At 57.4% G+C, this 18,242-nt stretch carries 24 protein-coding genes and 1 tRNA gene; 17 read left to right on the plus strand and 8 right to left on the minus strand.

Translation table 11 applies throughout. The features are described from left to right. Positions 1 to 375 precede the first annotated feature (375 nt). Positions 376 to 678: a DUF1344 domain-containing protein gene (locus tag H4N61_RS11000; protein ID WP_182394016.1), complete on the plus strand. Its 303-nt coding sequence runs from the start codon at positions 376 to 378 to the stop codon at positions 676 to 678. A gap of 75 nt (positions 679 to 753) precedes the next feature. Here the strand turns inward: H4N61_RS11000 and H4N61_RS11005 are convergent, their stop codons facing one another. Further along, positions 754 to 1,077, minus strand: coding sequence for a DUF1476 domain-containing protein (locus H4N61_RS11005; RefSeq protein ID WP_182394017.1), 324 nt, complete (start codon positions 1,075 to 1,077; stop codon positions 754 to 756). A gap of 206 nt (positions 1,078 to 1,283) precedes the next feature. On the opposite strand from H4N61_RS11005, the gene purC reads away from it, so the two are divergent. The 3 genes from purC to H4N61_RS18455 are packed head-to-tail and all read left to right on the plus strand — an operon-like array spanning position 1,284 to position 2,451. After that, positions 1,284 to 2,048: a phosphoribosylaminoimidazolesuccinocarboxamide synthase gene (gene purC, locus H4N61_RS11010; RefSeq protein WP_169195044.1), complete on the plus strand. Its 765-nt coding sequence runs from the start codon at positions 1,284 to 1,286 to the stop codon at positions 2,046 to 2,048. A gap of 21 nt (positions 2,049 to 2,069) precedes the next feature. Continuing rightward, positions 2,070 to 2,312: a phosphoribosylformylglycinamidine synthase subunit PurS gene (gene purS, locus H4N61_RS11015; RefSeq protein ID WP_169195045.1), complete on the plus strand. Its 243-nt coding sequence runs from the start codon at positions 2,070 to 2,072 to the stop codon at positions 2,310 to 2,312. A gap of 13 nt (positions 2,313 to 2,325) precedes the next feature. Next, positions 2,326 to 2,451: a hypothetical protein gene (locus H4N61_RS18455; protein WP_282567595.1), complete on the plus strand. Its 126-nt coding sequence runs from the start codon at positions 2,326 to 2,328 to the stop codon at positions 2,449 to 2,451. Between the two features lie 125 nt (positions 2,452 to 2,576). On the opposite strand, the gene H4N61_RS11020 is transcribed toward H4N61_RS18455, so the two are convergent. Together H4N61_RS11020 and H4N61_RS11025 are read right to left on the minus strand one after the other, a co-directional pair. Beyond that, complete coding sequence (locus H4N61_RS11020; protein WP_182394018.1) at positions 2,577 to 4,202, minus strand: methyl-accepting chemotaxis protein; 1,626 nt, start codon at positions 4,200 to 4,202, stop codon at positions 2,577 to 2,579. 46 nt (positions 4,203 to 4,248) lie between these two features. Beyond that, entirely contained in the window at positions 4,249 to 4,581 is a 333-nt protein-coding gene (locus H4N61_RS11025) for a hypothetical protein (protein ID WP_182394019.1), read from the minus strand. A 260-nt stretch (positions 4,582 to 4,841) separates the two neighbouring features. Here H4N61_RS11025 and H4N61_RS11030 point away from each other — a divergent pair, with 260 nt between their 5' ends. Further along, a complete protein-coding gene (locus H4N61_RS11030; protein WP_182394020.1) occupies positions 4,842 to 5,576 on the plus strand; it encodes a cytochrome c biogenesis protein CcdA in 735 nt (244 codons plus the stop codon). Between the two features lie 3 nt (positions 5,577 to 5,579). Here H4N61_RS11030 and radC read toward each other — a convergent pair whose 3' ends face one another. Both radC and map read right to left on the minus strand, forming a co-directional pair. Next, complete coding sequence (radC, locus tag H4N61_RS11035) at positions 5,580 to 6,299, minus strand: DNA repair protein RadC (RefSeq protein ID WP_182394021.1); 720 nt, start codon at positions 6,297 to 6,299, stop codon at positions 5,580 to 5,582. Then, positions 6,296 to 7,132, minus strand: coding sequence for a type I methionyl aminopeptidase (gene map / locus H4N61_RS11040; RefSeq protein WP_169195050.1), 837 nt, complete (start codon positions 7,130 to 7,132; stop codon positions 6,296 to 6,298). Before map ends, radC begins: the two co-directional genes overlap by 4 nt. A gap of 138 nt (positions 7,133 to 7,270) precedes the next feature. On the opposite strand from map, the gene H4N61_RS11045 reads away from it, so the two are divergent. Both H4N61_RS11045 and gpt read left to right on the plus strand, forming a co-directional pair. Beyond that, positions 7,271 to 8,044, plus strand: coding sequence for a competence/damage-inducible protein A (locus H4N61_RS11045; protein WP_182394022.1), 774 nt, complete (start codon positions 7,271 to 7,273; stop codon positions 8,042 to 8,044). An 80-nt stretch (positions 8,045 to 8,124) separates the two neighbouring features. Beyond that, positions 8,125 to 8,622 carry a xanthine phosphoribosyltransferase gene (gene gpt / locus H4N61_RS11050; RefSeq protein ID WP_182394023.1) on the plus strand — a complete coding sequence of 166 codons (498 nt, stop codon included), beginning with the start codon at positions 8,125 to 8,127 and terminating at the stop codon, positions 8,620 to 8,622. 362 nt (positions 8,623 to 8,984) lie between these two features. Here the strand turns inward: gpt and H4N61_RS11055 are convergent, their stop codons facing one another. Next, positions 8,985 to 9,536, minus strand: coding sequence for an outer membrane protein (locus tag H4N61_RS11055; RefSeq protein WP_182394024.1), 552 nt, complete (start codon positions 9,534 to 9,536; stop codon positions 8,985 to 8,987). Between the two features lie 38 nt (positions 9,537 to 9,574). Here H4N61_RS11055 and H4N61_RS11060 point away from each other — a divergent pair. After that, a protein-coding gene (locus tag H4N61_RS11060; protein ID WP_248306507.1) for an IS3 family transposase occupies positions 9,575 to 10,803 on the plus strand; the annotation gives its coding sequence in 2 pieces (ribosomal slippage) (positions 9,575 to 9,923 and positions 9,923 to 10,803; 1,230 coding nt in all). 476 nt (positions 10,804 to 11,279) lie between these two features. Here the strand turns inward: H4N61_RS11060 and H4N61_RS11065 are convergent. Then, a tRNA-Leu gene (locus tag H4N61_RS11065) sits at positions 11,280 to 11,364 on the minus strand. 77 nt (positions 11,365 to 11,441) lie between these two features. Between H4N61_RS11065 and H4N61_RS11070 the strand changes: the two genes are divergently transcribed. The 9 genes from H4N61_RS11070 to grxD all read left to right on the plus strand — a co-directional run bounded on the left by H4N61_RS11070 (position 11,442) and on the right by grxD (position 17,795). After that, the gene (locus H4N61_RS11070; protein ID WP_169195054.1) at positions 11,442 to 11,822 is read left to right on the plus strand and encodes a RidA family protein; all 381 of its coding nucleotides are present in this window, start codon (positions 11,442 to 11,444) and stop codon (positions 11,820 to 11,822) included. 3 nt (positions 11,823 to 11,825) lie between these two features. Next, entirely contained in the window at positions 11,826 to 12,113 is a 288-nt protein-coding gene (locus H4N61_RS11075) for a hypothetical protein (protein WP_169195055.1), read from the plus strand. 141 nt (positions 12,114 to 12,254) lie between these two features. Continuing rightward, a complete protein-coding gene (locus H4N61_RS11080) occupies positions 12,255 to 12,854 on the plus strand; it encodes an ankyrin repeat domain-containing protein (RefSeq protein WP_182396005.1) in 600 nt (199 codons plus the stop codon). A gap of 312 nt (positions 12,855 to 13,166) precedes the next feature. Continuing rightward, positions 13,167 to 13,835 (plus strand): phosphoribosylformylglycinamidine synthase subunit PurQ, encoded by a 669-nt coding sequence (purQ, locus tag H4N61_RS11085; RefSeq protein WP_182394025.1) that lies wholly within the window; start codon positions 13,167 to 13,169, stop codon positions 13,833 to 13,835. 23 nt (positions 13,836 to 13,858) lie between these two features. Next, positions 13,859 to 16,084 (plus strand): phosphoribosylformylglycinamidine synthase subunit PurL, encoded by a 2,226-nt coding sequence (gene purL, locus H4N61_RS11090; protein WP_182394026.1) that lies wholly within the window; start codon positions 13,859 to 13,861, stop codon positions 16,082 to 16,084. Positions 16,085 to 16,182: 98 nt separating this feature from the next. Next, positions 16,183 to 16,416: a BolA family transcriptional regulator gene (locus H4N61_RS11095; RefSeq protein ID WP_169195058.1), complete on the plus strand. Its 234-nt coding sequence runs from the start codon at positions 16,183 to 16,185 to the stop codon at positions 16,414 to 16,416. Between the two features lie 3 nt (positions 16,417 to 16,419). After that, a complete protein-coding gene (locus tag H4N61_RS11100) occupies positions 16,420 to 16,731 on the plus strand; it encodes a DUF6665 family protein (protein WP_248305948.1) in 312 nt (103 codons plus the stop codon). Beyond that, complete coding sequence (locus tag H4N61_RS11105; protein ID WP_182394027.1) at positions 16,728 to 17,351, plus strand: HAD family hydrolase; 624 nt, start codon at positions 16,728 to 16,730, stop codon at positions 17,349 to 17,351. Before H4N61_RS11100 ends, H4N61_RS11105 begins: the two co-directional genes overlap by 4 nt. A gap of 111 nt (positions 17,352 to 17,462) precedes the next feature. Further along, on the plus strand, positions 17,463 to 17,795 hold the full coding sequence (grxD, locus tag H4N61_RS11110; RefSeq protein WP_169195061.1) for a Grx4 family monothiol glutaredoxin: 333 nt from the start codon (positions 17,463 to 17,465) through the stop codon (positions 17,793 to 17,795). A gap of 45 nt (positions 17,796 to 17,840) precedes the next feature. Here grxD and H4N61_RS11115 read toward each other — a convergent pair whose 3' ends face one another. After that, positions 17,841 to 18,131, minus strand: a complete 291-nt coding sequence (locus tag H4N61_RS11115; protein WP_169195062.1) for a Dabb family protein — start codon at positions 18,129 to 18,131, stop codon at positions 17,841 to 17,843. Positions 18,132 to 18,242: the final 111 nt, after the last annotated feature.

Genomic DNA, 18,242 nt, shown 5'->3' on the forward strand with positions numbered 1-18,242 from the left:
GACCGCCTGATGGAGCGCATCTACCCAAAAAACAAAAGCCGCCCTAGGCCGCTATTCCACTGGCGCGGCAAGTGCGGCGATGTCCCAACAAAACCGGCAAGACAGTGTCAGGAGTTCGACCGGGGAACGCAATTTAACCCCAGTCGTGCACGCACTGTCTCAAATCGCTCAAAATGCCGACCAACTCATTGAAATTAAGACGCTTCTGACAAGATCGGAATTAAATATCTTTAACTGGAAGAGCTGTTTTTCGGGGCCTACAACTTGGCCATCGACTTAGATTTGCCGGCGCATAAATGAGTAGATGCGTGACACGACAGGATCTGCAAGCCGACATCACCGGGTCTACCGACCCGTTATGCATGGAGCAAAATCATGCGTAAGTTTATTGCCCCTCTCCTCATTGCCGTCACTATTGCAGCACCCGGAGCGGCCTTTGCCGCCTCGACAGTGGCACCGGCGGCCAAGCCCGCAGCCACCACACCAGCCGAGCAAACGGCAAGTGGCGTTGTGAAGAGCTTTGACCTCAAGGCACACACGCTGACCTTGGCAGATGGCAATATCTACCAATTGCCCGCCAACTACTCGACCCCAACTCTCAAGGCTTGCGAGAAAGTCACCGTGCATTGGAAGATGAACGGCACAGCCATGGAGGCAACAACCGTCACCCTCGGATAGCGCCGTCAACACACTCCCAACAAAAAAGGGGAGCCTCGCTGAGGCTCCCCTTTCAATTCGCAATATCGAAAGCTCTTAGCCTTCGTTAGCGATCTGTTCGTTAGCGGTCGCCTTAAGAGCAACCATCTTCTGACGAATCACGTCTTCACCAACCGACACGCCCTTTACTGCGAGGTCACCAGCGACCTTGCGGAACACGTCTTCGTCGCCAGCTTCCTGGAAGTCAGCAGCAACGACTTCGGTTTCGTAAGCCTTAGCGGCATCGCCTTCCAGACCCATCAGTTCTGCAGCCCAAATGCCGAGCAGCTTGTTACGGCGGGCTTCCGCCTTGAACTGCTTTTCCGCATCGAATGCGAACTTAGCTTCCTGACCCTTCTGGCGGTCTTCGAACGCGCTCATGGTAGCTCCCGTGTTGCATCTCAGCCGCATGGCTGGAGTTTCTTTCCCGACATAGGAGGTTCAGCGCCGCAAAGCAACGGTGTGCCTACGGTTCAGGCGGGAAATGCCATTCCGAATGGGCCTACAAAAGCGCTTGTTTTAGGCGCAGTAATGGCGCATATCCGGCTCAACTCCACCCTACCTATCCTTAGACAACGGATTCGATCATGAACCGTCGACGCAAAATCTATGAGGGCAAGGCAAAGATCCTTTTTGAGGGTCCAGAACCAGGCACTCTCATCCAGTATTTCAAGGACGACACAACGGCAGGCAACGGTGCCCGTCACGAGGTCCTCGACGGTAAGGGTGTACTGAACAATCGCATCTCTGAGTTCATCTTCACCAAGCTGAACTCCATGGGTATCCCGACCCACTTCCTGCGTCGCCTCAACATGCGCGAGCAGTTGATCAAGGAAGTCGAGATCATCCCGCTTGAGGTGGTTGTTCGCAACTATGCTGCAGGCTCGCTGTGCAAGCGCCTCGGCCTCGAACCCGGCACTCAGCTGCCGCGCTCGATCATCGAATTCTACTACAAAGACGATGCGCTGAACGACCCAGCCGTATCCGAAGAGCATATCACCGCATTCGGTTGGGCCACCCCAGCTGAGCTCGATGACATCATGAGCCTTGCGATCCGCATCAACGACTTCCTGACCGGCCTGTTCATGGGCGTGGGCATTCAGCTCGTTGACTTCAAGATCGAAGTTGGCCGCCTCTATGAAGGCGATCTGATGCGCATTGTGCTTGCTGACGAAATCAGCCCAGACAATTGCCGCCTGTGGGACATCAAGACCCGCAACAAGCTCGACAAGGACCGCTTCCGCGAAAACCTTGGCGATCTTGTCGAAAGCTACCGCGAAGTCGCTCAGCGTCTTGGCATTCTCGTCGAAAGCGACAACGCGCTGACCACTGGTCCGCGTCTGGTTCAATAATAGTAGGTCGAGGCAGTTCAGATGAAAGCGCGCGTCACAGTCACTCTCAAGAACGGCGTTCTCGACCCACAGGGTCAGGCCATCGAAGGTTCGCTCGCGAGCCTTGGCTTCTCCGGTGTTAACTCTGTCCGTCAGGGCAAGGTGTTTGATCTAGAAGTTGCTGGAACCGATGAGGAAACTGCACGTTCTCAGATCAAAGCGATGTGCGAGAAACTTCTCGCTAACACCGTTATTGAAAACTACGCCATCGAAATCCTCAATTAACGCCTTAGGGCTAATGTTCCTGTCGCACCCCTATTGGGTGCAGGACGGTAATCTCATGCGCAAAACTATCGCTCTCTCTGTCATGTTCCTCGCATCTCTTGGCCTGCTTTTCGCGGCCTATGCGTCGGTTCCAGTCTAAACCATCCTGCCAGACCCCGCGCGACGCTCGAGTTCGCCTCTAGCGCCTGCAGCCAAACTGGCAGCAATGGTTCAAACGAAAAAAGCCAGCTCACGCTGGCTTTTTTTGTGCCCTAAGTCTTAGCGTTACGCGACCGCACGAAGCCGCTTGCTGCTCTGGTCTGTCGTGAAAATATCAACGATCTGATCGAGCTCTCGCGCTTGCGCCTCCGATTGCTCGATGGCCGCGTTCATCTGCTCGACCAGCGCCGCATTATGCTGGGTCATCTCGTCCATGGTCTTCACTGCCGAGGTGACGTCTTTAATCGAGATCGCCTGCCCGCTCGCGTGCTGAGCAATCGCCTCCATAACCCGCATGTTCGCATGCGCGGTCTCAACCATGGTCATCAGCGTCCGGGCCGCATCGGCAACAAGCTTGGTGCCGCCCATAATGTCATTGCTGCTCTTTTCGATCAGCGTCTTGATCTCGCCCGAGGCCTTACCCGCGCTTTGCGCCAAACGTCGCACTTCAGACGCAACGACAGCAAAACTCTTGCCCGCCGCACCTGCCCGCGCTGCTTCCACCGAAGCGTTCAGGGCCAAGAGATTGGTCTGGAAGGCAATGTCATCGATGAACTTGACGATGTCACCGACCTTCTGGCTGGATTCCGTCATGCGCAGCATGGCCTGATTGGCCTCCTGCATGATCTTCCCGCCTTCGTCGGCCAACTGGCTAACCGCGAGTGCGTTTGAGCTGGCGTCATTGGCCTGCTGTTCGTTGATCTCAACAGTCTGCGCCAATTGCGCCATGATGCTGGTGGTGCCGACAATCGTCGACGCCTGCCGACTGGTCCGATCCGAGAGGTCATTAGCACCAGAGAGAATTTCGCCCGTCGCATCCTTCAAGGCATTCGAAGATTGCTTGAGCTGCATCACAATCTCACCGAGCTTTTCCGCAACGGCGTTGGTGTTGTCCTGCAGGTCTGAGAACACACCCTTGAACTCGCCTTCAACACGCAATGTCACATCCGCACGAGCGAGCGACTGAAGCACGATTTGAGTGGCACCAACACCACGCCCAATTTGATCGACAAGGCTGTTGGTCGCTTCGACAAGCTCATTGAGCGCATGATCGTCATAGTGCCCAATCATGCGTTTCGAGAAGTCCCCGGCAAGGCCCGCCTCAACCACCGCGGCGAACTCAGCCTGCATTTGTTGCATCTGCTCAGCATGATGAGCCGTAGTTTCGGCTGCGTACTTCGCCTCTTTGGCACTCGCATGGGCTTCATCCGTACGCATCGCGGCGTCCTTTGTCCGTTCCTCTGCGAGATGCAGCGCCGCATTGGTATTGATCGTCATCCAGATGAGCGCCGCTGCCTCCAGAACCAGGATCACAGCGTGCAAGGCAATCCGATCCAACCCACCCGTGCCATAGAAAACCAGATCGCTAAAGAACAGGCCTAGCGCCAAATGGTGCACCGCCACCAATGCCGTGCCCACCAGAATGGCGCGAATGTCGTAGAGGAGCGAGCACATCGCCAACGCCGCGAAAAACGCCATATGCATGTCGATTTGCATCGGACTGCCACGCATAGCGATCAGCGATGCAGACACCAGTCCCATGAGCACAGCGACGATGAGATGCCGGCCAGTTGGACGCAGGCGAAACAGCATAAACCCTAGTGCCATCATCCCAGACAAGGCGACGGCGAGATATGTGGCCATGCCAAACTCGCCGAAGCGGACATAGAGCTGATGGCGAGAATAGCGCACAGAGTGCTCAGTGCGAGCAGCACCCGACTTCGAAATAGCTCAAGGCTCATGCGTCAAGTCCTTCTATTGGGGCACAAAGACCGCGTGCAGAGGTGATGAGCAGCGCCCCATATTTGATGACCCTGGTTGCGAAGTCCGGGTCGGGTGCGACTGCGACGAGGATATTTGAGAAGCGCGTACCACCAGCCAGTGTCCCCCCTGCACTGATGATCGCTGAGACCGCTGCTGGTTCATCGAACCAGGGCGGAAATATAACCCCTACCTCGCCGGTTTCCGGAGGCAGATGGTAGCCAATCACGAGAGTGACCAAGGTCAATAGCGCCGTGGCAAATGCCAGAACGCCCGCAAATCTATTCTCGGCTACGGTTCCTAGGCGCATACATACCCCTCCGCGGAATAGTGTCGGCCCTGACGAAATGCCTTGGACGGCATAAGGATGCCCCCCTAAGGATTTGCGTTTTATGAATTTTGACACCGTGTAGCTGCGTAACTCGTAAAAAAATACGAGGGATTTTACAGGTTCGGGCCTAGAACTTATTTTTGAGCACCGTCAATGCTCAAACCTTCGTCATTGCGGCATGTAGGCTCATTGCCTTCTGGCTCAACTGCGCTACAGAGAAGCAACGCAAGGAGAGTGATTTGGAATTTTCCCTCACTTTGGTCATTGGCGCCGGGGTCTTGAGCTTTTTGAGCCCCTGCGTACTGCCGCTGGTTCCGCCCTATCTGACCTATATGAGTGGCGCGAGCTACGATCAGCTCAGAGCTGAAGCCAATGCCCCCGGCAAGCTGACGCTGCGTGTGGCAATCACGTCGCTCTTCTTCATTCTCGGCTTTTCGATCATCTTCGTTGCGCTCGGCGCGACGGCGACCGCATTTGGCCAAGCCTTCCGCCAAATCCTGCCGATCCTCACGCCCGTCGCTGGTGTTGTAATCATCGCTATGGGCCTACACTTCCTCGGCGTGTTCCGCATCAGCCTTTTGGATCGTCAGGTCCGCCACCACGGCCCCGGCATGGCGTCTGGCCCGCTCGGCGGTTTCCTTCTCGGCCTTGCCTTCGCTATTGGCTGGACCCCCTGCATTGGCCCCGTCCTCGCGGCCATTTTGTCCGTTGCTGCAAGCCGCGATAGCGCCACAGAAGGCGCCATGCTACTCGGCCTCTACTCGCTTGGCCTCGGCATCCCATTCTTCTTGGCGGGCATCGCGATCGGCCCGTTCCTCACCTTCTTCCAGAATTTCAAAAAGCATCTGGGCGTGGTCGAGAAGATCATGGGCGTGATCCTCATCATCACCGGGCTCTTGTTCATCACCGGCAATTTCACCCGTATCTCGTTCTGGTTCCTCGAAACCTTCCCGGTACTGGCAACCTTCGGCTAAAGCCTAGAACAGATTTTGTGATCGCAGCGAAACATGGCCTTTGCGGCCGATGATGATGTGGTCATGTAGAACTATGCCCAAAGGACGCGCTACATCGTTGATTTCTTTGGTCATGCGTATATCCGCCGCCGACGGCGTCGGATCACCCGACGGGTGGTTATGCACCAAGATAATCGCGGTCGCTGACAGCTCCAGTGATCGCCGGATCACCTCACGCGGATAGACGGGTGTGTGATCCACAGTCCCCGTCTGCTGGACCTCATCGGCGATAAGCTTGTTCTTCTTATCGAGGAACAAAATCCGGAACTGTTCGATATCCTCATAGGCCATTTGACCTTTGAAATAATCGAGCAGCTGCGTCCACGACGAGAGAATAGGCTGATCCCGCACAATTTGATCGCGCCCATAGCGCTGGGCAACAGCCTGCATCACCTTAATATGGGCAATGGAGGTCTCTCCCAGCCCCTTCATCTCCTTGAGACGCAGTGGCGATGCGGAAAGCACTTCTGAAAATGAACCAAAGCGCGCGATAAGGTCTTTGGCGAGCTGCTTGGTGTCCCGCTGCGGAATGATCATATGCAGCATGAGCTCTAAAAGCTCATAGTCGGCGAGTGCTTCCCCGCCGACTGTTCGAAAACGCTCCCGCGCCCGTTCCCGATGTCCCAGATAATGCGGCTGAACCGCTTCACCTATTCCATCGCCGGGCTTGGGAGGTTTGCTCATTTGCCCTGTCGCACCGCCAAAGGATTGAACAGGCCACCGGGCGAGAGCGTGAACACCTCGCAGCCCGTTTCGGTAACGCCAATACAGTGCTCGGCTTGCGCCGTCAGCGTCCGGTCCCGCGTCACCGCCGTCCAACCGTCAGCCAAAACCTTCACATGCGGCTTGCCGAGGTTGATCATCGGCTCGATGGTGAAAATCATCCCCGCCTTGAGCGGAATGCCCGTGCCCGCCGTACCATAGTGCAGGATGTTTGGCTCATCGTGGAACACGCGCCCCAGCCCGTGCCCGACGAAATCCCGCACCACGCTCATACGTTCGCTTTCCGCCACCGACTGAATAGCCGCGCCAATATCACCAGTCGTATTGCCCGGTTTCACCGCAGCAATGCCGGCCTCAAGGCTGGCATAGGTGGTTTCAATCAGGCGCTCCGCCTTGCGGCCGATTTCGCCGACAGGATACATGCGGCTCGAGTCGCCGTGCCACCCGTCCACCACCAGCGTCAGATCGATATTGACGATATCGCCTTCGCGCAGCGGACGTTCATCGGGAATACCGTGACACACGACATGGTTGATCGATGTGCACAGTGAATGCCGGAACCCGCGGTAGAACAACGTCGCCGGAACGGCGCCATGATCGCGCGCGAACTCATAAGCCACCCGATCAATGGTCGAGGTCGGAACGCCTGCCTCAACATATTGGGTGAGAATATCCAGCGCCTGCGCGGTCAGCTGGCCAGCCTTACGCATGCCCTCAAAGCCCTCTGCGCCATGCAGGGGAATCACATTGGGTTGGCGGCGAGCCTTCGTGCCAGCGTCGACATAGGTAATCATATTGGTCTCCTGAGCCCCCAAAATAGGCCGCTCTGACGCCAATGAAAAGAGCGCAGGGCGTCACGGCTGATTGTGCGGTGTAAAGCTTGACGCCAGCGCAGGCTTGGCCCATCCAATTGCGTGCAAGGAAGGTCCCAAATGACACAGCAGAATGAGCGCGTTACCGCCGGGATGATTGTCATCGGCGATGAGATTTTGTCCGGTCGCACCAAAGATGTGAACATCGGCGCTGTTGCCGATTTCTGCACAGATCTCGGGATCGACCTCACTGAGGTCCGCGTGGTCAGCGATGAGATGGATCACATTGTTGATGCCATCAACGCCCTGCGCGCGCGCTACACCTATGTCTTCACCTCCGGCGGCATCGGTCCGACGCACGACGACATCACCGCCGATGCTGTCGCTAAAGCCTTTGGTGTCGCGCTCCCCATCAATGCCCAAGCCCGCGCCATGCTGGAATCGCGCTGGAAGGAAAGCGGCACTGAGGTGAACGAAGCGCGCCTGCGCATGGCCCGTATTCCTGTCGGCGCTGACCTCATCGTCAATTCCGTCTCCGCCGCCCCCGGCTTCCGCATCGGCAATGTCCACGTCATGGCGGGCGTCCCCGTCATCATGCGCGCCATGCTCGAAGCCATCGGCCCGACCCTCCATGGTGGCCGCAAATATCTCTCGCGCACCATCAAGGCCGGTGTGGGCGAAGGCACCATCGGCGCGCCCTTCGCGGCCCTGCAGGCGGAATATCCCGATGTTAAAATGGGCTCCTACCCGCAAATGGGCACCGGCCGCGCCACCACCGATCTCGTGCTGCGCTGCCCGGATGAAGCGCGACTCGAGGAAGCCACACAAAAAGTGCTGGCCATGGTTGCCGAGGCCCACGTAAAGGCAGGCATTGCCGCACCACAGATTGCATGATTGGCGGAACGCTCTAGCTTTGCTAAAGAGCGTTCCTCTCTTTTTTAGTTCCTAGGCCTGCGCCCTCCAGGAGACCAGCTTTGAGCACCGATAATCAGAAGTCCTTTCCTGTAACCTGGGACCAGTTCCACCGCGACAGCCGCGCTCTCGCATGGCGCTTGGCTGGCATGGGCACGTTCGACGCCGTTGTCGCTATTGCCCGTGGCGGTCTCGTTCCAGCCGCCATCGTTGCGCGTGAATTGAACATCCGCACCGTCGAAACCGTCGCCTGCAAGAGCTACGACCACCAGAACCAGACTGGCATCAAGGTTCTCAAGGAAATCACCCAGCCGATCCTCGATCTGTCGCGCAGCGGCGGCAAGATCCTGATCGTTGACGATCTGGTCGACACCGGCAACACCGCCCGCGTCGTCCGCGAAATGCTGCCCGGCGCGCACTTCGCCACCGTCTACGCCAAGCCAATGGGCCGCGAACTGGTCGACACCTTCATCACCGAAGTGTCCCAAGACACCTGGATCTTCTTCCCATGGGATCTGGATGTCGCCTACGTCGCCCCAATCTCCGGCGGCACCGACTGATTTCTCTATTAGTTTCTCTGAACCACCAAAGGCGCTCTCCGGAGCGCCTTTTTTGTTTTGGAGAAACTCGCCTAGCTCGCCACCTTCAGTGACAGGCAGATGCACGCATTTCGGTGGGCAATTTACCTCACTACTAGTGCCAGAATTTCGCGGCATCAACCTTCCCTGATAGAAGAGTCGAAAGTGTACTGAGACTTGCCTAAACGTCAAAATGCGCGGTTCACTCGCTTACAAATTGACGGACGACACACGAAGGGGGTGGCCAGTTGTGCTAAGCGGCCGTTGCTCGGCCGGCAGATGCGATTAAGGCCGCAGCAGATACGCCACGGCCTTAGAAACTCATCGAGAGTGTCGATGTAGACTCAGAACTTGTAGTTCAGACCAACGCGCGCAACGTGGGACTCAAGGTCGAAATCGTAACCCGTGCCAAATTGCTTGCTTCCAAACTTGGCATAAAAATACTCACCCTTAGCGGTGATGTTGTCGGTCAGAGCAACTTCGACGCCGCCACCCACAGTCCAGCCAGTATAAAACTCCGTTTCTTTTCTGGTCACATCTTCCAAGCTGACATTAGCCCAAGCAAAACCACCGCTGACAAATGGCATGACGCGATCAATGGCAACGCCTACGCGAGCGCGCGCCGAGCCAAAGTTCTCTATTCGCGAAGTTACGGCGGGCGTTCTTCCAGGCGAAGTATCTTTGTTGATGATCCCGGAAAGCTGAATGTCCGCTTCAGCGCCAATAACCAACCCACCTAAATCGTGGTTGTAACCCGCTTGAACGCCTGCAAACGCACCCTTGAAATTGAACTGATGCGACCCAATCCAATAGACGTCGCCACTGCCTAAGCCGACATTTGCACCGGCGTAAAGCCCAGTCTGGAGCGCACCCCATTTTGACCGGACAGGCGGCATAGCCGATAAGGCATAGGCATGCGCCTATGAGTACGACTATGTCCAAGAGTTCAGATGAGCCGTTTCGACGGGTCGAAGTCATCACCTCCGTGCAGCGCCGGCGTCGCTGGTCCGTTTCCGAGAAGGTGCGGCTGGTTGAAGAAGCCATGCAGCCCGGCATGAGCGTTTCCTACGTGGCACGCCGCGCTGGCATTTCCCCCTCTCAGCTCTTCGCCTGGAAGCGCCGCATGCTCGAGGGCGGCCATGCGGCTGTCCAGGCCGACGAAGATGTTGTGGGCGCCTCTCAGGTCCGCGAGTTGGAGAAGCGCGTGCGCGACCTCGAGCGCATGCTGGGCAAGAAGACCATGGAAGCCGAGATCCTGAAGGAGGCTCTGGATATCGCGCGCCCAAAAAAACGGACGTCGCCCTTGCTGTCGTGGAGCAATCCCGAGGACGATACCCCATGAGCGCCATTGCCAGAACGTTGGGCGTGTCTCGGTCTAACCTGATCGAGCGCGCCAGCAAGCCTTCAAAGCCTCGCGGACCCTATCGCAAGGCCGATGATGTGGCCCTTCTTGCCGAACTTCGCCCGATCATCGATCAACGCCCCACCTATGGCTATCGCCGCGTGTCGGCATTGCTCAACCGGCAGCGGCGTAAAGAGGCCAAACCCACCGTCAACACCAAGCGGGTTCTAAGGGTCATGCAACAGCACGGGCTCACCCTTCAAAAGCATACTGCCCTGCGGCCCACACGCACCCATGACGGGGTCGTCGTTGCCCTGCGCTCCAATATCCGCTGGTGTTCAGATCATCTAGAGATCCACTCCCGCAATGGCGAGGTGGTGCGTATCGTCTTCGTTATCGACGCCTGCGATCGGGAGATCATTGCCTGGTCGGCCGTCGCCAATGCCGGCATCTCCGGCGAGATGGTCTGCGATCTGATGATCGCGGCCGTCGAACGCCGCTTCAAGACCCTCAAGGTCCCGCAGCGACTGGAGTGGCTGTCGGACAATGGCAGCGCCTATATCGCCAGGCAGACCGCACAGGTGGCCGCAGCATTGGGCATCGACTTGCTCTTCACCCCGGTTCGAAGCCCGCAGAGCAACGGCATGTCTGAGGCGTTCGTCAAAACCCTGAAAAGGGACTATGCCTCAACCGTCATCCTCCCAGACGCCGGCACAATCCTGGCCTTGCTGCCAGGATGGATCGACGATTACTGTGAGGTTCACCCGCACTCCGGGCTCAAGTTCCGCTCACCACGCGAGTTCCTGCGCCTCAGTGCCTAAACCCAACCGCCGCCTGTCCGGTGAAACAGGGTCCACTCCACAGTCCAATTGAACGTTGAAGGTTCAATATACGCTTCCGGGGTAGCAACATTGACAACACCTAAGTCTGCCGCAGCTACAGTTGATACCAGAGCGATCGATGCAAAAACGGCACAAAATGCACTTTTCATTTAAAGAACCTACACAAACTCTTTAGCCATCAGATTTGCAGACACGCCTTTATAAGCGGTAAACACTTGTAGTTACCGAATTTAGTAAATCTAACCGAAGGAATGAAACCGTTACGGTTAATCACGGCACCCTCGCGAAGTATTTTTTCACTTGCAGCAGAAATAATTGAATTGGCGACCTACATATTTCGGTCAAACCGTTAAGCGCACAGTCAAATTAGGCACAAGGCGAGCGCGCAACACGCGGACCTTAGAAGCCCATTTTTAGGCGCTGTATGTGCCGGATACTTAGTCGCGAATGCCATATGGTGCGGGCGGCGGGACTTGAACCCGCACAGCTATCGCCGAGGGATTTTAAGTCCCTTGTGTCTACCGATTCCACCACGCCCGCATTTGGCTGGTCGGGCAGTGTTTGTCATAAGGCAGGTCAGAAAACAACCTGTCACCCTTGATTCTTAAGAGGCCAGAATGATCGAACGCATCGATACCGGGATCGCCCCGTCCTCCGCCCCTATCAATGATGCTGTTCGCGCCGGAAAGCATGTGTGGCTGGTCGCCATCGCCGAAGATCCCACCACTGGTAAAATCCTCCAAGGTCCTATCGAAGACCAAGCCCGGCGCTGCATCCAAAACCTTGAGATCGCGGTTAAGGCCGCAGGGGGCTCCCTGCGCAATATCGTCATGAACCAAATCTTTCTCACCGATAGCGCCGACGCTGCTGGCATGAACGCGGTCTATCGCGAGTTCTTCACCGAACAGCCCTACCCTGTTCGGGCCACTGTGGTCGTCAAAGAATTGCTCGCTGCGGGCCTCAAGATCGAAATCACAGCCCAAGCCGTATTGGACTAAGCCATGCTCCTCAAACTCGCGCTTTTGGAAGACATCAAAGCTGGCAAAGTGGACGTTGTCTTCCGCCGCTGGAACCGCCAGACCGTCAAAGAAGGCGGGACGTTGAAAACGAAAGTCGGCTGCCTCGCGATCAAGTCCATCACCAATATGAGCCCGGACGATGTCACCGAAGCCGATGCCAAGCGAGCCGGTTTTGCTGATGTCGCCGATTTCCAAAAGTGGCTCACCACGATGAAGGAAGGTGCCCTCTTCCAGCGCATTGAAGTCGGCTATTTGGGCGAGCAGATCTAAGCCAAGGGCGCGTGACATGCATGGGCGACAGCGAAACACTGCTCCGCCCATCATTCGCCCTAAAGTGCGCCCACCGTCCCCCGACCAAATCGGGGACATTCCATGCGCTACCTTACAATTGTCGGAGTATTGGTGATGTCGATGACCTCCGCTCATGCTTCTGTGCTGCAAGCGGTAGAACAAGGCGACATCGCTAAACTGACAGCGGCCATAACTGCCGGCGACGACATCAATGAGCGCAATAGCGAGGGCCAAACAGCCCTCCTCGTCGCGACGTGGCAGAACGACATCGCAGCTGCCGAAAAGCTCATCGCCGCCGGAGCCGACGTCAACGCCAAGGACAATATTGCGGATAGCCCTTACCTCGTTGCGGGCGCCCAAGGCCGCGTTGAGATTCTAAAACTCGCCTTGGCCAATGGCGCTGACCTTAAAAGCGTCAACCGCTTCGGCGGCACCGCCCTCATCCCAGCGGCAGAAAAAGGCCACCCGGAAGCCGTGCGCGCGCTACTCGACGCTGGCGTTGCCCCCGACCATGTCAATCGCCTCGGCTGGACAGCCCTCATGGAAGCTGTCGTTCTCACCAATGGCGGCCCCATCTTTGTTGAGATCGTCAAAACACTGCTCGAGGCTGGGGCCGATCCAAATATCCCCGACAACGACGGCGTAACCGCCCTCGCCCACGCCAAGGCTCGTGGCTTTAACGACATGGTCGCCCATCTCGAAGCCCACGGCGGCAAGTAATCCCCTTACCACCCCTGCTCCTTCTTACCTGCTCCTGCGAGGAGAGAACGGCCTTCTCTTTCTTACCTCGCCCCCACGGGGAGAGGTCGGCCCTCTTGGGCCGGGTGAGGGGGCCTTCCCGCTTCTATAAGCCCCCCTCAACGGCTCCTTCACCTCCCCTTCACCAGCGGGAGGCTCGACGGGATGATCCGCAAACACCACACTGCTCCACCACCCTTCATCCATTCGCCTCAAACTGACCTTTTGGCTTGCCTTTTTGCCCAAGACTCACCACAAGGACCTCGCGTCCCCCAATGCATAAAGGATTGACCGATGAAGGCAGCTGTCATCGTGTTTCCAGGCCTTAACCGCGACCGCGATATGATCGCGGCGCTCACTAAGATCGGGGGCGTAAAGCCCGATGTCGTATGGCATCAGGATACCGATCTTCCAGAAACTGACCTGATCGTTATTCCCGGCGGTTTCTCCTATGGCGACTACCTCCGCTGCGGCGCTATCGCAGCCCGCTCGCCGATCATGGACAAGGTCCGCGAACGTGCCGCCAAGGGCGTAAAAGTTCTCGGCGTCTGCAATGGCTTCCAGATCCTGATCGAAGCCGGCCTCCTGCCCGGCGCGCTGATGCGCAACACCTCGCTCAAATTTGCGTGCCGTGAAGTGAAGCTCGAAGTCGTCAACACCGACAGCGCCTTCACCAAGGGTTACACCCAAGGCCAGATCATCCGCTGCCCGATTGCCCACCACGACGGCAATTACTTCGCCGATGCCGAAACCCTCGCTCGCGTCGAAGGCAATGGCCAAGTGGCGTTCCGCTACGCCGAAGGCACCAATCCAAACGGCTCGATCAACAACATCGCTGGCGTCTTCAATGACACCAAGAATGTTCTCGGCCTGATGCCTCATCCAGAAAACCTGATCGAAGCCGCTCATGGCGGTGATGATGGGCGCGCGCTCTTTGCTGCTGCCCTCTCTCAGGTCGCCTGAACTCTAGCTGCCGGAACCTTGCAATGACCTTCGCACAAGACCCCGCTGTCACCGCTGAACTCGTCGCTTCCCACGGCCTCAAGCCGGACGAATACCAGAAGATTCTCGATCTCATCGGCCGCGAGCCGACCTATACTGAGCTCGGTATTTTCTCGGCTATGTGGAACGAGCACTGCTCCTACAAGAGCTCCAAGAAATGGCTCCGCACCCTGCCGACCTCTGGTCCACGGGTTATTCAGGGCCCAGGCGAAAACGCTGGCGTCGTCGACATTGGCGATGGTCAGGCCGTCGTCTTCAAGATGGAATCCCACAACCACCCAAGCTTCATCGAGCCCTATCAGGGCGCAGCGACCGGCGTTGGCGGCATTCTGCGTGACGTCTTCACCATGGGCGCTCGCCCAGTCGCCGCCATGAACGCTCTGCGTTTTGGCGCTCCAGAACACGAAAAGACCCGTCACCTCGTCAATGGTGTGGTGGCTGGCGTTGGCGGCTATGGCAATGCCTTCGGCGTGCCAACCGTTGGCGGCGAAGTAGAATTTGACGCCCGCTACAATGGCAACAACCTCGTCAACGCGTTCGCGGCTGGCTTGGCTGACACCGACAAGATCTTCTATTCCAAGGCCGAAGGCGTTGGTCTGCCCGTGGTTTACCTCGGCGCAAAGACCGGTCGCGACGGCGTTGGTGGCGCGACCATGGCGTCGGCCGAATTCGGCGATGACATCGAAGAGAAGCGCCCAACCGTTCAGGTCGGCGACCCCTTCACCGAAAAGCGTCTGCTCGAAGCTTGCCTTGAACTCATGGCCACTGGTGCCGTGATTGCTATTCAGGACATGGGTGCGGCTGGCCTCACCTGCTCCGCTGTCGAAATGGGCGCCAAGGGCGACCTCGGCATTGAGCTCAATCTCGATAAGGTCCCTGTGCGTGAAAACCACATGACCGCCTATGAGATGATGCTCTCGGAATCCCAGGAGCGGATGCTCATGGTTCTCCACCCAGAAAAAGAGCCAGAAGCCCGCAAGGTCTTCGAAAAGTGGGAACTCGACTTCGCCACCGTTGGCGTCACCACAGATGATCTGCGCTTCCGCGTACTCTGGCAGGGCCGCGAAGTCGCCAACCTTCCGATCAAGGACCTCGGCGACGAAGCTCCAGAATATGATCGTCCATGGACCGAGCCTGTCATTCCCGCAGCCCTTGCTGCCGATGACGTGCCGCAGATGGATATTGCTGACGCGCTCCTCCAGCTCGTTGGCGGCCATCAGTGCTCGTCCCGCCGTTGGGTCTATGAACAGTATGACACCTATATTCAGGGCAATACCATGCAGCGCCCGGGCGGCGATGCTGGCGTCATTCGTGTAGACGGCGCAGAGCATAAGGGCCTTGCCTTCACCTCGGACGTGAATCCGCGCTATTGCGAAGCCAACCCGTTTGAAGGTGGCAAGCAGGCTGTTGCCGAAGCTTGGCGCAACCTCACGGCGACCGGCGCAGAACCACTCGCCGCCACCGACAACCTCAACTTCGGCAATCCTGAACGCCCAGAAATCATGGGCCAGTTCGTCAAGGCGGTTGAAGGCATTGGCGCGGCGTGCCGTGCGCTCGATTTCCCAATCGTCTCGGGCAACGTCTCGCTCTACAACGAAACCAACGGTCGCGGCATTCTGCCGACCCCGACCATCGGTGGCGTTGGCCTTCTGCCTGAATGGGAAAAGTCGGTCCGCATCGGTTTTGTCGCTGAGAACCAGCCAATCCTGCTCATCGGTGGCCCTGCTGAACGCGGCACCCATCTCGGCCAGTCGATCTATCTGCGCGATCTCTTCGATCGTCGCGATGGTGATGCGCCACACGTTGACCTTGCCGCTGAACGCAAGACCGGCGACTTCGTCCGCAAGCTGATCCGCTCCGGCGTCGTCACCGCTTGCCACGATCTGTCCGATGGCGGCCTTGGCGTTGCTCTCGCGGAAATGGCCATTGCTGGCAATATCGGCGCGACTGTCACCGACGTCGACGGCAACGCACCAGCCAAGACTTTCTTCGGCGAAGATCAGGGCCGTTACCTCGTCACCCTCAATCTCGATCCGCAGGGCGATGAAATTGCCAAGCTTTGGGACGAAGCCAAGGCTCTGGGCATCCAGGCGCCATGGATCGGCTCCACTGGTGGCGACGGCCTCGCCCTTGGCGGCGCACGCGCTGTCAAGGTGGCCGATCTCAAGTCGGCACATGAAAGCTGGTTCCCAAACTACATGAACAGCTAATCGCGGCGCATCGCCCCGGTTGAAGACCTCATGGGCACATGCCATATCTTGGCATGTGCCCATTTTGCACAAACACTATTCCAGCAGGGAGACTACCCATGGCCATGGACGCCACTGAAATCGAGCGCCGCATCAAAGCCGCCCTGCCCGATGCCGTCATTGAAATCCGTGATCTGGCTGGCGACGGCGATCACTACGCCGCTCACGTCATTTCTGAAGCCTTCCGCGGCAAGACCCGCGTGGCCCAGCACCAGCTCGTCTACGCAGCTCTCAACGGCGACATGGGCGGTGCCCTTCACGCTCTCGCGCTCCAGACCAACGTTCCGGAATAAGCCTTGAGCGATCTGCGCACGTCTCTCGATATCATTCGCATGGTCCGACCAGAGGTCGGCACCGCGACCATCGAACATGAGATCATGGCAGAGAAGGCGAACTCCCTCGGAGCCGCCGAAAAGCGCGTTATCAATGCCATTGCCGCATTGGAAACAGGCGAGGACCGCAAAGCGGCCCTTGCCGAAGCCCGCGACGCGGTCTGGGGCTATTTCGTCCAGCGCGAACTGCTTGGCTTTGAAGACCACGACGAAGTCATCGCCGACCTCAAAATCCCCCGCCAGGTATTGCTGACACTCGGAGCCATTGAGGAATGACTCGAGCGGTAGTGTTCGACGTCGATGGCGTCTTGGTTCATGGCTATCATTCGCGCCCGGATGAACACGAACGCTGGGATGCTGAACTCGCTAAACTCGGCATCAACGCAGACCGTTTCCAGCGCGAATTCATCTTCGACATTTTCGTCAAACGCGTCCTCATTGGCGAAGTCCCAATGATCGAAGCGCTTGATCGTCGCCTCAAAGCCTTCGGCTACAAAGGCTCGAGCATGGCCGTGCACGATCTCTGGCTGAGCTTTGATTGCAACCCGAACACAGCGCTCATCGACACCATCCGCCAGCTGCGCCAACACCCAGACGTGCGCCTCTATCTCGGCACCAATCAAGATCACACGCGCGCGCAATACCTCTGGCACGTCATTGGCTTAAAGACCATTTTTGAAGACATGTTCTATTCCGCCCGCTTTGGCCGGACCAAATACGACAAGAAATTCTTCGCTATGGCTGACGAGCGCATGGCACCGACGGACGAGCCACCGCTCTTTTTCGATGACACCCAAAAGGTTCTCGACGTCGCCGCAAAAGCCGGGTGGGACACTGTCCATGTCACGCAGGACACAGATGTCACCACTCACCCGTGGATCGCCGCCCGCCTCTAACGCCCATCGTCAAATACCGATGCGCCCACCTCGACAGATGGCCACGCCTATCTTATTTAAGAGCCAACTTGACCCGGCCCTTGAACCCGGATTTCTCGAAAGGTTTTTCCCATGACCGATATCAACGCCTTCATCGACAACAGCATCAAGTCCAACGACGTGTTCTTGTTCATGAAGGGTACACCCGATTTCCCGCAGTGCGGTTTCTCGGGTCAGGTCGTCCAGATTCTCAACTATCTCGGCCTCGAATTCGGCTCGGCCAACGTGCTGGAAAGCGGCGAACTGCGTGAAGGCATCAAGGCCTACACCAACTGGCCAACCATTCCACAGCTCTACATCAAGGGCGAGTTCATCGGCGGCGCAGACATCGTGCGCGAGATGTTCCAGTCCGGCGAACTGAAGACGCACCTCGAAGAGGCTGGCGTTGCGGTTAAGGCTGCTTAATTAGCGCCACCTAAAGCAAAAGCCCCGCTTCGGCGGGGCTTTTTACTATTCTGAAACAACCACATCAGCTGCGAAGCGAACGTCCCGTATCGGCCGAACCCGCGCCACGGACTCAGCGTAAGTCGGATGCTGTTTATAGGCATCTAGCGCCGCCTGATCGGCAAACTCGCCATAAACCACCACGTCTACCTCATTGCCGTAGAGATCAACCTTAGTGTTCCGCGTCACCTCAAACTTGAGGCTATGGGGAATGGTTTTGAGGATCGACAGGCCAGCCACGACCTCATCAACGAGGTCCGGCGATTTTGCAGTAAAAAGAACGATATGGCGGATCATGGTATCCTCATGCAGTCCCCTGCCATGTCGTGCCAAATGCCCAAAACGTCAAGTCATCACAGTTCGTGATGCAGCCCATGATTTATTATTGCTTTTCGTGATCTCGCCTTA

Source organism: Devosia sp. MC521, assembly GCF_014127105.1.
Classification (GTDB): domain Bacteria; phylum Pseudomonadota; class Alphaproteobacteria; order Rhizobiales; family Devosiaceae; genus Devosia.